The 14,160-nt window shown below is 63.0% G+C and carries 11 protein-coding genes; 4 read left to right on the top strand and 7 right to left on the bottom strand.

All coding sequences use genetic code 11. The features are described 5' to 3' along the window. Nucleotides 1–10: 10 nt before the first annotated feature. On the top strand, nt 11–1,558 hold the full coding sequence (locus tag R6G97_RS08045) for an AmpG family muropeptide MFS transporter (protein WP_317847975.1): 1,548 nt from the start codon (nt 11–13) through the stop codon (nt 1,556–1,558). Nucleotides 1,559–1,638: 80 nt separating this feature from the next. Here R6G97_RS08045 and R6G97_RS08040 read toward each other — a convergent pair whose 3' ends face one another. The 3 genes from R6G97_RS08040 to R6G97_RS08030 form a co-directional block, all read right to left on the bottom strand. Then, nucleotides 1,639–2,880, bottom strand: coding sequence for an MFS transporter (locus R6G97_RS08040; RefSeq protein WP_070576162.1), 1,242 nt, complete (start codon nt 2,878–2,880; stop codon nt 1,639–1,641). 193 nt (nt 2,881–3,073) lie between these two features. Beyond that, on the bottom strand, nt 3,074–3,916 hold the full coding sequence (locus R6G97_RS08035) for a mechanosensitive ion channel family protein (protein ID WP_043213521.1): 843 nt from the start codon (nt 3,914–3,916) through the stop codon (nt 3,074–3,076). 112 nt (nt 3,917–4,028) lie between these two features. Beyond that, entirely contained in the window at nt 4,029–4,514 is a 486-nt protein-coding gene (locus tag R6G97_RS08030; RefSeq protein WP_043213519.1) for a YajQ family cyclic di-GMP-binding protein, read from the bottom strand. A gap of 97 nt (nt 4,515–4,611) precedes the next feature. Here R6G97_RS08030 and R6G97_RS08025 point away from each other — a divergent pair, with 97 nt between their 5' ends. Genes R6G97_RS08025 through R6G97_RS08015 form a run of 3 tightly spaced genes read left to right on the top strand, consistent with a single transcriptional unit; the run spans nt 4,612 to nt 8,167 of the window. Then, nucleotides 4,612–5,529, top strand: coding sequence for a putative 2-dehydropantoate 2-reductase (locus R6G97_RS08025; RefSeq protein WP_090344903.1), 918 nt, complete (start codon nt 4,612–4,614; stop codon nt 5,527–5,529). A gap of 39 nt (nt 5,530–5,568) precedes the next feature. After that, nucleotides 5,569–7,599 (top strand): sensor histidine kinase, encoded by a 2,031-nt coding sequence (locus R6G97_RS08020; protein WP_043207541.1) that lies wholly within the window; start codon nt 5,569–5,571, stop codon nt 7,597–7,599. Nucleotide 7,600: 1 nt separating this feature from the next. Beyond that, nucleotides 7,601–8,167 carry a cob(I)yrinic acid a,c-diamide adenosyltransferase gene (locus R6G97_RS08015; protein ID WP_043207538.1) on the top strand — a complete coding sequence of 189 codons (567 nt, stop codon included), beginning with the start codon at nt 7,601–7,603 and terminating at the stop codon, nt 8,165–8,167. 74 nt (nt 8,168–8,241) lie between these two features. On the opposite strand, the gene R6G97_RS08010 is transcribed toward R6G97_RS08015, so the two are convergent. The 4 genes from R6G97_RS08010 to secA all read right to left on the bottom strand — a co-directional run bounded on the left by R6G97_RS08010 (nt 8,242) and on the right by secA (nt 14,118). Further along, nucleotides 8,242–9,186 carry a Nudix family hydrolase gene (locus R6G97_RS08010; protein ID WP_182816336.1) on the bottom strand — a complete coding sequence of 315 codons (945 nt, stop codon included), beginning with the start codon at nt 9,184–9,186 and terminating at the stop codon, nt 8,242–8,244. Continuing rightward, the gene (locus R6G97_RS08005; RefSeq protein ID WP_043207534.1) at nt 9,183–9,815 is read right to left on the bottom strand and encodes a glutathione S-transferase family protein; all 633 of its coding nucleotides are present in this window, start codon (nt 9,813–9,815) and stop codon (nt 9,183–9,185) included. The genes R6G97_RS08010 and R6G97_RS08005 overlap by 4 nt, the downstream gene beginning before the upstream one ends. 117 nt (nt 9,816–9,932) lie before the next feature. After that, on the bottom strand, nt 9,933–11,150 hold the full coding sequence (argJ, locus tag R6G97_RS08000; protein ID WP_043207533.1) for a bifunctional glutamate N-acetyltransferase/amino-acid acetyltransferase ArgJ: 1,218 nt from the start codon (nt 11,148–11,150) through the stop codon (nt 9,933–9,935). A gap of 229 nt (nt 11,151–11,379) precedes the next feature. Next, the gene (gene secA / locus R6G97_RS07995; RefSeq protein WP_043207530.1) at nt 11,380–14,118 is read right to left on the bottom strand and encodes a preprotein translocase subunit SecA; all 2,739 of its coding nucleotides are present in this window, start codon (nt 14,116–14,118) and stop codon (nt 11,380–11,382) included. Nucleotides 14,119–14,160: the final 42 nt, after the last annotated feature.

The raw sequence follows: 14,160 nt of genomic DNA, 5'->3' as shown, positions 1-14,160 counted from the left end.
ATGTTGGCCCATGCCCCGTAAAACCTGGCGCGCTGCGCTCGCTGCCTATGCCAGCCCGTCGACCTTGGTGCTTTTGTTGCTCGGCTTCGCCGCCGGCCTGCCCTACATGCTGGTGTTTTCGACATTGTCGGTCTGGCTCCGGGAAGCCGGCGTTGCCCGCGAAACCATCGGCTATGCCAGCCTGATTGGCCTGGCCTACGCCTTCAAGTGGGTCTGGTCACCGTTGCTCGACCAATGGCGCCTGCCAGTGCTCGGCGCTCTGGGCCGTCGCCGCTCTTGGCTGCTGCTTTCACAGATGCTGGTGATGATCGGCCTGGTCGGCATGGGGCTGTGCGACCCGCAAAAGCACCTTTCCTGGCTGATTGCCCTGGCCGTGCTGGTGGCGTTTGCCTCGGCCACCCAAGACATCGCCGTCGACGCCTACCGCCTGGAAATCGCCGATGACCAGCGCCAGGCCGCCCTCGCCGCCAGTTACATGGCCGGTTACCGGGTCTCCGCCCTGCTCGCCACCGCCGGCGCCCTGTTCTTCGCCGAATGGTTCGGTTCCACCGGCTTTAGCTACCTGCATCAGGCCTGGACCGGCACCTACGTACTGTTCGGCGTGCTGATGCTGCCAGCTGTGTTCACCACGCTGGTGATGCGCGAACCGCCGGTGCCCATGCGCACTCAGCTGTCGGCGGCGCGCTATGGTCTGGTACACCAGCTGGCGTCGGTGTTCGTGCTGATCATCCTGCTGGTATCGGTACCGGCGAGTTTCACCCAGATGTTCAATACCGGATGGTCGAGCGTGATTTCCGGCGACGCGACGGTTCTGGACCTGCTGATCGAGGACCGTGCCTTCCTGCGCCTGATTCTCTATGTGCTGCTGACCTGGGCCTGCCTGTCGTCCCTGGGCCGGCGGGGCCTGGCGCCTGTGCTGACACCGGTCAACGACTTCATCCTGCGCTATCGCTGGCAGGCGCTGCTGCTGCTGGGCCTGATCGCCACCTATCGCATGTCGGATACCGTGATGGGTGTGATGGCCAACGTGTTCTACATCGACCAAGGCTTTACCAAGGACCAGATCGCCAGCGTCAGCAAGATCTTCGGCTTGATCATGACCTTGGTCGGCGCGGGTATCGGTGGCCTGTTGATCGTACGCTTCGGCATCCTGCCGATCCTGTTCATCGGCGGTGCGGCATCGGCGGCGACCAACATCCTGTTCCTGATGCTGGCCGATATGGGTCCGAACCTGGAGATGCTGGTGGTCACCATCTCGCTGGACAACTTCAGCTCGGGCCTTGCCACCTCGGCCTTCGTCGCCTATCTGTCGAGCCTGACCAACCTGAAGTTCTCGGCGACCCAGTACGCCCTGCTGAGCTCGATCATGCTCTTGCTGCCACGTTTGATCGGTGGCTATTCGGGCGTGCTGGTAGAGAAGTTCGGCTACCATGACTTCTTCCTGATCACCGCCCTGCTCGGCGTGCCGACCCTGATCCTGATCGCCTTGCACTGGCATCAGGAAGCCGGTCGAGGCAAACAGGCGCCGGTGGAAGACTCCGCGGCCGAGCGCCCTTGAGGAACAGGGGCCGCCTTGCGGCCCCCCAAACCCAGGGTTTGCTTTCCAGTGAGTGAGTACGGAAATATTTCGTACAGCGCCTAGGCCACGGCTCCTTCGTCCCGGCGCCCACCCACCACGTACCACAACGGCCACAGCGCCAGCGCCCCGGCAATACCTGCCGCCAACGCGAAGTGCAGCAGGCTCGCCCCCGCCCCCAACATCGCCAGCAACGCGCCACCGAGCCCCAACAGGGCAATGGTGATCATGCCCAGCATGGCCGATACCAGCCCCTTGCTCTGCTCGCTGGAGAACAGGGTCATGCGGTACAGGACCGCATTGGCCACCCCCAGGCCCAAGGCATACAGGGACATCCCCGCGACCAGGCTGGTCACCGTCGGCCAGGTCCAGGTGGCCACGACCATCAGGCACAGCCCCGCCAGGTAGGGCCACAGCGCACCGCGTACCAGGCTGGGCAACGGATAGCGGTCGGCGATGCGGTTGATGATCAAGTTGCCCAGAATCAGCCCGCCAAACACTGGCAATTGCCACAGCGCATACTCCATCGTGCTCAGGCCCTCGTCACTGATCAACAGCACAGGCGACAGGCCGATCCAACCGATCAGTGGCAAGCCCACCAAACCCAGCGCCGCGCTGCCCGCGACGAAGCGGCGGTTGGCCAGCAACTGGCCATAACCCGCCAGCAGCGGCAACAGGTGAATCGGCGTGAAGGGCAACCGCGAGCCATCGCGCCGCTCTACGCCCAGAGTCTCCGGCATCAACCGGTACAGCAGCAGCCAGGTCAGCACCGCGCCAGCGGCGAACGCCAGGAACAACCAGCGCCAGTCCAGCCATTGCAACAGCAAGGTGCCCACCAATGGGCCCAATAGCGGCGATAGCAGGGCGATGTTGGCCAACAAGGCCATCATGCGTACCGCATCGGCTTCGCTGAAGGCCTCGTTCAGCGCCGGGTAGCTGACCGTGACGACGAAGCCCAGACCTACGCCCTGCAACAAGCGCAGCAGATTGAACAGGCCAATGTCGTGTACCCAGTACGTGGCCAGGCAAGCCACGCCAAAGAACGCGCAACCAGCCAGCAACAGCGGGCGACGACCGTAGCGATCGGCCAGCGGACCGATCAGCCATTGCAACAGTACACCGCCGAGCAGGTACAGGTTCAGGGCGTGGGGAATGTACTCGGGGCTGGCCTTGAGGTCGTCGACCACCACAGGCATGGCGGGCATGACCGCATCGCTGGCGAGATACGTCAGCAATTCGAACAGGGCCAGGGTAAGTGCGAACAGCAAGGCTCGCAGGGGCGTGATATGCAGCAATGGCTTCATGATGAAAAACAGCTGGAAACAGGAGGGATCAGCCTATATGCCAGAAATGACAGGATCAGGCTGTGAACAAGTGTAATGGAGAGAAAACGCATCGCGGGGCAAGCCCCACTCCACCGATCGTATGCGCGCTGACCACTTGCGCTGCATCGGTAGGAGCGGGCTTGCCCCGCGACAGTACGTCGTGCGGTGCAGCTTACTGCACAGCCGGCTCCTGCACCACGCGGATGACCCGCTGCGGGAAGGGAATGTCGATACCTTCGGCCTTGAGGCGATCGCGAGCATGCTCGTTGAGCATGAACATCACGTCCCAGTAATCGGCGGTCTTGACCCACACACGCAGGGACACGGTGATCGCACTGTCGCCCAAGGTGGAGATCACCGCCTGCGGGGCGGGATCCTGCAGGACCCGTGGATCCTTGGCCAGGTCCAGCAGGACATTGCGGGCTTTCTGCAGGTCGGCGTCATAATCGACGCCCACATCGAACACGACCTTGCGGGTGGGCTGGCGGTTGAAGTTGGTGACGATACCGTTGGACAAGCTGCCGTTGGGCATGATCACGGTCTTGTTGTCACCGGTGCGCAGCACGGTGTGGAAGATCTGGATACTGTCGACGGTGCCGCTCACGCCCTGGGCTTCGATCCAGTCGCCGATACGGAACGGGCGGAACAGCAAGATCAGCACGCCGCCCGCGAAGTTCGCCAGACTACCCTGCAGGGCCAGGCCGATGGCCAGGGCAGAACCACCGATGGCCGCCACGAACGAGGTGGTCTCGATGCCGATCATCGAAGCCACACTGATCGCCAGCAGAATCTTCAGCACGATATTGGCGATGGTACTGATGAAGCTTTGCAGCGCCGGATCAGGGTTGCGCATCCCAACCAGCTTGCCCAAGCGAGCGCTGAGCTTGTTGGTGACCCACCAACCAATGGCCAGGGTCACCAGCGCGAGCGCCACACGGCTGCCGTATTCCATGATCAAAGGGATCCAGGTCTGCGATTGGCGGACCAGCTGATCGACTTCAGCGTTCAAATCCATATTCATCTCCTGATGCCGGATGACACATACACGAAAAAACAGGCCGCGGAAATTCCGCGGCCTCAGGGCCTCATGGACATCAATACGCCATCAAGGTTCCTGCGATACCTGATCAGTCGCGGAAGTTGTTGAACTGCAGCGGCATGTCGAACTCCTTGGTGCGCAGCAGGGCGATGGCTTCCTGCAGGTCGTCACGCTTTTTCCCGGTGACGCGCACCTGCTCGCCCTGGATGGCGGCCTGGACCTTCAGCTTGCCGTCCTTGATGGTGGCAACGATCTTCTTGGCCAGATCCTTGTCGATGCCCTCGCGGAACTTGGCTTCCTGCTTCATTTCCTTACCCGAAGGGTAGGCGTCCTTGACTTCCAGGCACTTGACGTCGATCTTGCGCTTGACCAGTGCCAGGCGAAGGATCTCGATCATCGCCTCGAGCTGGAATTCCGCCTCGGCGGTCAGAAGCACGGTCTGCTCCTTGTCCTTGAACTCGAAGCTGCCCTTGCCCTTGAGGTCGTAGCGACGGTCCAGTTCCTTCACCGCGTTGTCCACGGCGTTGGTGACTTCGTGCTTGTCCAGTTCCGATACCACGTCGAACGAAGGCATGGTTGTTCTCCAAAAATAAAAGCGCGCTCGGTCGGATGGAGCGCGCCAGGTTTGACGGTTAAAATGCGGGCTCATTATAACGGGTTGCGAAACGCAGATGAGCAGCACCTGGCATATTCTCGGCGCCGGTAGCCTCGGCAGCCTCTGGGCCTGTCGCCTGGCCCGCGCGGGCAAGGCGGTCCGCCTGATCCTGCGTGACGAGCAGCGCCTGGCCGCGTACCAGGCCGCCGGCGGCCTGACCTTGCTGGAGCAGGACCTGACCAGCCACTACGCGATTCCCGCCGAAACCGACCAGGCCCACGCGCCTATCCACCGCCTACTGGTGGCCTGCAAGGCGTATGACGCCGCGCCTGCCATCGCCCGTCTGGCGCCTCGCCTGGCCGCGGGCGCCGAATTGGTGCTGCTGCAAAACGGCCTGGGCAGCCAGGATGAAGTGGCCGATCAGGTGCCTCACGCCCGGTGCATCTTCGCCTCCAGTACCGAAGGCGCCTTCCGCGAGGACGACTGGCGCGTACGCTTTGCCGGGCAAGGCTTCAACTGGCTGGGCGATCCCGTGAACCCGTCCGTGCCGCAATGGTTCGACGATCTGCACGATGCCGCCATCCCCGCCGAATGGACGGTGGATATCCTCACCCGCCTGTGGCGCAAACTGGCGCTCAATTGCGCAATCAACCCGCTGACTGTACTTCACGACTGCCACAACGGTGGTCTGCTGGCACACCTGGAGCAAGTCTCCACCCTGTGCGTCGAACTGGCCGATCTGCTGCGTCGTTGCGGCCAGCCAGAAGCCGCCGAGGGCCTGGATGAACAGGTGCAACGGGTGATTCTGGCCACCGCGGCCAACTACTCTTCCATGTACCAGGATGTTCGCCATGGCCGTCGCACCGAAGTGCACTACCTGCTTGGCCACGCCTGCCGGGCCGCTGCCCGCCATGGCCTGGAGCTGCCGCACCTGGAACAGTTGCACCAGCGCCTGGTCGATAACTTGAAGGCCCGTGGCCTGCCCAGCGACTGATGCTGGCCCTTCAACCGCACAGAGGACGCACCCTCGCCCATGACCTTGCGCCAACGCCTGGAAAATCTCCCGGTCGGGCAGAAACTGCTGGCGGCCCTGCTGGTACTGCTGGTCACCATCCTGCTGGTGGCCAACCTCACGTTCATCAGCGCCGCCTACTGGATCACCCAGGAAAGCATGGCGCCCCAAGCCCTGCAGACCATCGGCCGGCTGGTGTCCAACCCTCAGCTGTCGGCCCGCGCCGGCGACTCACCGCAAACGGCCACGGCACTGCTCAAGGAGCTCGACAGCTACACCCCGTTGCGTGCGGCGGCCTTGTACGGCAGTGACGGACGCATGCTGGCCCAACTGCAACACGGCGAGCCGCTGGCGCTGCCCAAACGCTTTCGCAACATCGATGGCTGGCGCCTGATGGAGTTTCGCAGCACCCAGCTGATCCGCCTGCCTCGCGACGGCGGCCCGCCAGCGCACCTGCTGCTGGTGGCCAGCAGCGAATTGCCCGTGGCCTTCTACACCGGCACTCTGACCGCCAGCCTGGCGATCCTGGTGTTCAGCATCCTGCTGTGGATGGTCATTGCCCGGCAAATCAAGCGCCTCATCACCCAACCGATCAACCAGCTGGAGGAGCTCAGCCGTCAGGTCACCCGCGAGGAGAGCTACGCCTTGCGCGCCCAGCGTGGCAACGACGACGAGATCGGCAGCCTGGCCGAGGCGTTCAATACCATGCTCTCGCGCATCGAGGCGCGCGAGCAGCAGCTCAAGCGCACGCGTGACGAGTTCCAGATGGCCTATGACCAAGCCCAGGGGTTGGCCGAGGAAACCCGCCATACCAACCGCAAGCTGGAGCTGGAAGTCCAGGTGCGCAGCAAGATCGAGAAAAAACTCACAGGCTTCCAGAACTACCTCAACAGCATCATCGACTCCATGCCCTCGGCCCTGATCGCCCTTGACGAGCAGCTCTACGTGACCCAATGGAACCACGAAGCGACCGTGCTCTCGGGCACGCCCCTGGATGAGGCGTTGAACCAGCCGATCTTCATTGCCTTCGAACCGCTCAAGCCGTTCCTCCCGCAGCTCAAGGAAAGCGTCGAGAAACACCGAGTGGCGAAAATCGAACGGGTCACCTGGCCCAAGGGCGAGGACCTGCGCCACTATGCCCTGACCTTCTACCCCTTGACCGGCGGCGGAGGCCGGGGGGTGGTGATTCGAATCGACGACATCACCCAGCGTCTGTCGCTCGAAGAGATGATGGTGCAATCGGAAAAAATGCTGTCGGTGGGGGGGCTGGCCGCCGGCATGGCCCATGAGATCAACAACCCGCTCGGGGCCATCCTGCACAACGTACAGAACATTCGCCGACGGCTATCGCCTGAACTGCCACGCAACCAGGAGCAGGCCGCGGAGCTGGACATCGACCTGGCGACCGTCAACCGCTACCTCGAAAGCCGCGACGTACCGCAGTTGCTCGACGGCATCCAGCAGGCCGGTGCACGGGCGGCGAAAATCGTTACCCACATGCTCAGCTTCAGCCGCCGCAGCAACCGACAACTGGTGCCCTGCGACTTGCCGGCCCTGATCGACCAGGCGGTGGAAATCGCGGGCAACGACTTCGACCTGACGGTCGGTTTCGACTTCAAAGGGCAAAACATCGTGCGCCAGTTCGACCCCGCATTGGGGCCGGTGCCCTGCACCGCCAACGAGCTGGAGCAAGTGCTGCTGAACCTGCTCAAGAATGCAGCCCAGGCCATCCATCAACGGCCACAACCAGCCGAACCTGGGCGTATCGTCCTGCGTACCCGGCTCAACCCGCCCTGGGCGGAAATCCAGGTCGAAGACAACGGCGTCGGGATGCCGGAGTCGGTGCGCAAACGCACCTTCGAACCATTCTTCACCACCAAGGAGATCGGCCAGGGCACAGGGCTTGGCCTGTCGGTTTCGTACTTCATCATCACCAACAACCACAAGGGGCAGATGGAGGTTCACTCCGCACCCGGCCAGGGCACCTGTTTCACCCTGCGCCTGCCCCTTGGTCAGCCGGCACCGATGGCGTCGGCCAACTCGGAGGCATGACATGGGCTATCGGCTGTCGAAGATCTACACCCGCACCGGCGACAAGGGCGAAACAGGCCTTGGCGACGGTCGCCGGGTACCCAAGGATCATCCGCGGATCGAGGCGATCGGCGAGGTGGACAGCCTCAACAGTCAACTGGGCGTGCTGCTCGCCGGGCTGCAGAGCGAAGGGCTGGAGGAGTTGATCGAGATTCTGGCGCCTTGTCAGCACCGGCTGTTCGACCTGGGCGGCGAATTGGCGATGCCCAGCTATCAAGCCTTGGACCAAGTCGAAGTAGAGCGGCTGGAAGCGGCCATCGATCGCTGGAACGAGGAGCTCGGCCCCCTGAAGAACTTCATCCTGCCCAGTGGTTCGGCGCTGGTGGCCCAGGCCCACGTGTGTCGAAGCCAGGCGCGCAGCGCAGAGCGTCGGTGCCAGCAGTTGAATGCCATCGAGCCGCTGGATGGGGTGGGCTTGGCGTACATCAACCGGCTGTCCGATCTGTTGTTCGTCGCAGCGCGGATCATCGGGCGTCGCCAAGGGGTCGCAGAGGTGCTGTGGCAGGCTGCGGCCAAACCGCAGGCCTGATATCGCAGCTAAACCCGCTCATACAGGGAAGGTGTTGACCGTGTACGAGCGGGTTTACCGGCCAATGACCGAGATCAGGACTGCGGCCAGAACGCCCGGATACCTGCCACGCCCTGGGCACCAGCTTCCCAGGCACGCTCACGCTCCCCGGCGCCAACCCCTCCCAGCAGGAACACCGGATGATTGATCCCCTGGATCAACCGCCCAGCCTCCTCCCAACCCAACGGGGTAGCCTCTGGATGAGTCTGGGTCGCTTGCACAGGCGACAAGGTGACGAAATCCACTCCCATCTGCTCGGCCAAGGCCAGCTCTTCAGCGTTGTGGCACGAAGCCGCCAACCAGCGCGTCTTCGGGAACGGTCGCCCATTGGCGGCGTACTTGCGCAGTTGTGCGGACGTCAGGTGCCACCCCGCCGACGGGAAGTCGCCCAGCCATTCCAGCGGTCCCTTGAGCATCAGCTGGGCCTTGCCGGCACACAGCCCGACCGCATCCACTGCCACATCACGGTATTTGGGATCGTACATGTCCGGCGCACGCAGCTGGATCAGACGGATGCCGCCTGCGATGGCCTTCTGGATGCCGCGCAGCAATTCGGGCGCCTCCAGGCCATCGGGGGTGATCAAGTACTGGTCCGGCAGTCGCGCGGCAGCAACGATCGGCTTGTTGGCCTCAGGGAACTCGTATTGCCCCAAGTCCCGTGGCGCTACCCAAGCCAGGGGCTGGCCCTCGGCGCCATGGGGTTCGCCGGTGAAGGCGTCCACCTCACGGACATCCAGCAGCACCTGTTTGTCCGGGTAGTCGTGGCTGACCTTGATAAGTGGTCGCGAGCCCGTCACCTCGATACCCAGCTCTTCGCGCAACTCACGCGCCAGCGCCACCTCGACGGCCTCACCCTCTTCCACCTTGCCGCCAGGGAACTCCCACAGGCCGCCCTGGTGCTGGGTATCGGCGCGTCGGGCAATCAGGATGCGCCCGTCTGCGCCACGAATGACCGCCGCAACAACATGAATCCGTTTCACCCTTCTCGCTCCGCCAGGCCAGCCTTCTGCCAGGCCTGGAAGGCCGGCCATTGATAAATGGTTTCAATGTAAGCGGCCGCTTCGGCCGGAACTTCGACGCGGTAGGTGCGCAGACGCACCGCCACCGGCGCGAAGAACGCATCGGCCAGGCTCGGCTTGCCGAACAGGAACGGCCCAGGCTCCTTGGCCGCCAGTCGGCACTCAGACCACAGGGCAACGATTCGGTCGATATCGACTTGCACGTCCAGCGGCATGTTCTCCAACGCTTCATCGCGAGACAGATCGAACGGCATCGTGCTGCGCAGCGCCATGAAACCACTGTGCATCTGCGCACACGCTGAACGCGCCTGGGCACGGGCAGCGATGTCCGCCGGCCACAGTTGGGCCTCGGGATGACGTTCGGCAAGGTATTCGGCAATGGCCAAGGAGTCGGCGATGACGCCGTGCTCGGTCTTGAGCAGCGGCACCTTGCCGGTAGCGGAGAATTCGAGGATACGTTTGCGGGTATCGGGCTGGTTCAGGGTGATCAGCGTCTCTTCATACGGCACGCCAGCCAGCTCAAGGGCCAGGGCACCGCGTAGCGACCAGGATGAGTACAGCTTGTCGCCGATGATCAGGTGATAGCTCATGGTTCGGCTCCATTGGATCGGAATACTAGGGACTGCTGTGCAGCGCTTCGCGGGCGAACCCGCTCCCACAACGTTTGCATATGCTGCATGGGAGCGGATTTACCCGCGAAGAGGCCATCAGGTGCGGTATTCGGCGTTGATCTTCACATACTCGTGGGACAGGTCGGTCGTCCAGATGGTTTCGCTGCATTGGCCACGACCAAGCTCGATGCGAATGGTGATTTCTTCCTGGGCCATCACCTTGGCGCCCTGGTCCTCGGTGTAGCTCGGGCTGCGGCCGCCCTTGCTGGCGATGCACACATCATCGAGGAACACGTCGATCAGGCTGACATCCAGCGCGGGCACGCCGGCACGGCCGACGGCGGCGAGGATGCGGCCCCAGTTGGGGTCGGAGGCGAACAGCGCGGTCTTGATCAGCGGCGAGTGGGCCACGGCGTAGCCGACGTCCAGGCACTCCTGGTGATTGCCACCACCGTTGACCTGAACGGTAACGAACTTGGTCGCGCCTTCACCGTCGCGAACGATGGCCTGGGCAACTTCCATGCACACCTCGAAGACAGCCTTTTTCAGGGCCTCGAACAGCGCACCGCTGGCCTGGGTGACTTCCGGCAGATCGGCCTTGCCGGTCGCGATCAACATGCAGCAGTCGTTGGTCGAGGTATCGCCGTCGATGGTGATGCGGTTGAACGACTTGTTGGCGCCATCGAGCAGAAGGTCCTTAAGCACCGCAGGAGCCACCTTGGCGTCGGTGGCGATGTAGCCGAGCATGGTGGCCATGTTCGGACGGATCATCCCGGCGCCCTTGCTGATGCCGGTCACGGTGACGGTCACGCCGTCGTGCTGGAACTGGCGGCTGGCCCCCTTGGGCAGGGTGTCGGTGGTCATGATGCCGGTGGCGGCCTCGGCCCAGTTGTTTTCCGACAGGTCATCCAGGGCAGCTTGCAGCGCGCCCTCGATCTTCTCGACCGGCAGCGGCTCGCCGATCACGCCAGTGGAAAACGGCAGCACAGCGCTGGCCTCCACGCCCGCCAGTTCCGCCAGCTTGGCACAGGTGCGCTCGGCAGCGGCCAGGCCCGGTGCGCCGGTACCTGCGTTGGCGTTGCCAGTGTTGGTCAGCAGGTAGCGCACGGTGCCCTGCACGCGCTGCTTGGACAGGATCACAGGCGCTGCGCAGAAGGCGTTGAGGGTAAACACACCGGCGACGCTGGACCCTTCGGCGCAACGCATCACCACCACGTCCTTGCGCCCAGGGCGCTTGATACCCGCCGAGGCGATGCCGAGTTCGAAACCGGGAACCGGGTGCAGGGTGGGCAAAGGACCAAGACCAACAGCCATGTAAGCGCTCCTAGAGAAACCAAAGGGGATGTGGCGATGCCGCACGATCTTAATAGCGGCCAACGCGCGGATGGAAGAGCGGGACCGCTATGCGGCCCTTTTGCGACACAAGGCCGCTATCACAAGGTTGCAGCGTTTTGGAGTCACGCGCTGCACCTGTGGTAGCGGCCTTGTGTCGCGGTGGGCTGCAAAGCAGCCCTGATCAACAGTCAGCGCCAGGGCTATCCGATCACTCGATCTGGCCGTGGCAGTGCTTGAACTTCTTGCCCGAACCGCACCAGCACGGCTCGTTGCGACCCAGCTTCTGCTCGTTGCGTACCGGCGCGGCAGCCACAGCCACCTCGGCGCCTTCCTCGGCGAGCTGCTGCTCGCTTTCCAGGCCAGGGGCAGCAGCATGCTGGAACTGCATGCGCTGAGCCAGTTCCTCGGCTTCGCGGCGCAGACGGGCCTCTTCTTCGGCCGGATCCTCGCGGCGAACCTGGACGTGGGAAAGCACGCGGATGGTATCGCGCTTGATCGACTCCAGCAGTTCCTGGAACAGGGTGAAGGATTCGCGCTTGTACTCTTGCTTCGGGTTCTTCTGCGCATAACCGCGCAGGTGGATACCGTGGCGCAGGTGGTCCATGGTCGACAGGTGGTCTTTCCACAGATCGTCCAGCACGCGCAGCAGGATCTGCTTCTCGAAGGTGCGCAGGGCCTCGATGCCAGCCTGGTCTTCCTTCTCGTTATAGGCAGTGGTGATTTCGTGGAGCAGCTTCTCGCGCAGGGTCTCTTCGTAGAGGCGCTCGTCCTCGTCGAGCCACTGCTGGATCGGCAGCTTGATGGCGAAATCACTGGCCAGCGCGGCCTCCAGGCCTGCCACGTCCCACTGCTCAGGCAGCGATTGCGGCGGGATGTGCTGGCTGATGGTGGCATCGAGCACTTCCTGGCGGAACTCGGCGATGGTGTCACCGATGTTCTCGGCGGCCAGCAAGCTGTTGCGCATGTGGTAGATCACCTTGCGCTGTTCGTTGGCCACATCGTCGTATTCGAGCAACTGCTTGCGGATGTCGAAGTTGCGACCCTCGACCTTGCGCTGGGCCTTCTCGATGGCATTGGTGACCATGCGGTGTTCGATGGCCTCGCCGGACTGCATGCCCAGCGCCTTCATGAAGTTCTTCACGCGGTCGGAGGCAAAGATACGCATCAGGCTGTCTTCAAGAGACAGGTAGAAGCGGCTCGAGCCTGGGTCGCCCTGACGACCGGCACGACCACGCAGCTGGTTGTCGATACGGCGGGACTCGTGACGCTCGGACGCGATCACGTGCAGGCCACCGGCCTCGATCACCTGTTGATGACGCTTCTGCCAGTCGGCCTTGATTTGGGCGATCTGCTCGGCGCTCGGGTTCTCAAGGGCGGCGACTTCTGCCTCCCAGTTGCCGCCCAACAGGATGTCGGTACCACGGCCGGCCATGTTGGTGGCGATGGTCAGCGCACCTGGCGCACCGGCCTGGGCGATGATCTCGGCTTCTTTTTCGTGGTACTTGGCGTTGAGCACCTTGTGGTCGATACCTTCTTTTTTCAGAAGGTTGGACATGTGCTCGGAGGTCTCGATGGTGGCGGTACCGACCAGCACCGGACGCCCCTGCTTCATGCTTTCCTTGATGTCGGCGATGATCGCGGCGTACTTCTCGTCGGCAGTCAGGTACACCAGGTCGTTGAAGTCCTTGCGCGCCAACGGCTTGTTCGGCGGAATGACCATCACGTTGAGGTTGTAGATCTGGGCGAACTCGAAGGCCTCGGTGTCAGCGGTGCCGGTCATACCGGACAGCTTGGTGTAGAGGCGGAAGTAGTTCTGGAAGGTGGTCGAAGCCAGGGTCTGGCTCTCGGCCTGGATGTTCAGGTTTTCCTTCGCTTCGATGGCCTGGTGCAGGCCTTCGGAGAGACGGCGGCCCGGCATGGTACGACCGGTGTGCTCGTCGATCAGCAGGACCTGGCCGTCCTGGACGATGTACTCGACGTTGCGATGGAACAGTTTGTGGGCGCGCAGACCGGCATAGACGTGGGTCAGCAGGCCCAGGTTGTGCGCCGAGTAGAGGCTCTCGCCCTCGGCCAGCAGGCCGGCCTGGGTCAGCATCTCCTCGATGAACTGGTGACCGGCTTCGTTGAGCTCCACCTGACGGCTCTTTTCGTCGATGGTGAAGTGGCCTTCCTGGGTGACCTGGCCTTCGACTTCCTCGATGTGCTGCTTCAGGCGCGGGATCAGGCGGTTGATCTCGATGTACAGCTTGGAGCTGTCCTCGGCCTGGCCGGAGATGATCAGCGGCGTACGGGCTTCGTCGATGAGGATCGAGTCGACTTCGTCGATCACGGCGAAGTTCAGCTCACGCTGGAACTTCTCTTCCAGGCTGAACGCCATGTTGTCGCGCAGGTAATCGAAACCGAATTCGTTGTTGGTGCCGTAGGTGATGTCCGCGGCGTAGGCAGCGCGCTTTTCTTCCGGCGGCTGGAAAGCCGACACGATGCCCACGGACAGACCGAGGAACTCGTACAGCGGGCGCATCCAGTTGGCATCGCGGCGGGCGAGGTAGTCGTTGACGGTCACCACGTGCACCCCCTTGCCGGACAGCGCGTTGAGATAGACCGCCAGGGTACCGACCAAGGTCTTGCCTTCACCGGTACGCATTTCTGCGATCATGCCTTCGTGCAGGGTCATACCGCCGATCAGCTGCACGTCGAAGTGACGCATGCCCATGACACGCTTGCCGGCCTCGCGGGCCACGGCGAAGGCTTCCGGCAGCAGTTGGTCGAGGGTCTCGCCTTTGGCCAGGCGCTCCTTGAACTCTGCGGTCTTGCTCCGCAGCTGCTCGTCGGAGAGGGCCACCATCTTCTCTTCGAAGGCATTGACGATGTTCACCGTCTTGAGCATGCGTTTGACTTCACGCTCGTTCTTGCTTCCAAAAAGTTTTTTTAACAAAGGCGCAAACATATCGGCAGGATCTTCCACACGTAGGGATGGAGGGCGGCCCCA

It is taken from the genome of Pseudomonas sp. HTZ2 (assembly GCF_033173945.1).
Lineage (GTDB): Bacteria > Pseudomonadota > Gammaproteobacteria > Pseudomonadales > Pseudomonadaceae > Aquipseudomonas > Aquipseudomonas guariconensis.
The sequence above is the reverse complement of the archived record's forward strand: the minus strand, read 5'-3'. Positions and strand labels throughout refer to the sequence as shown.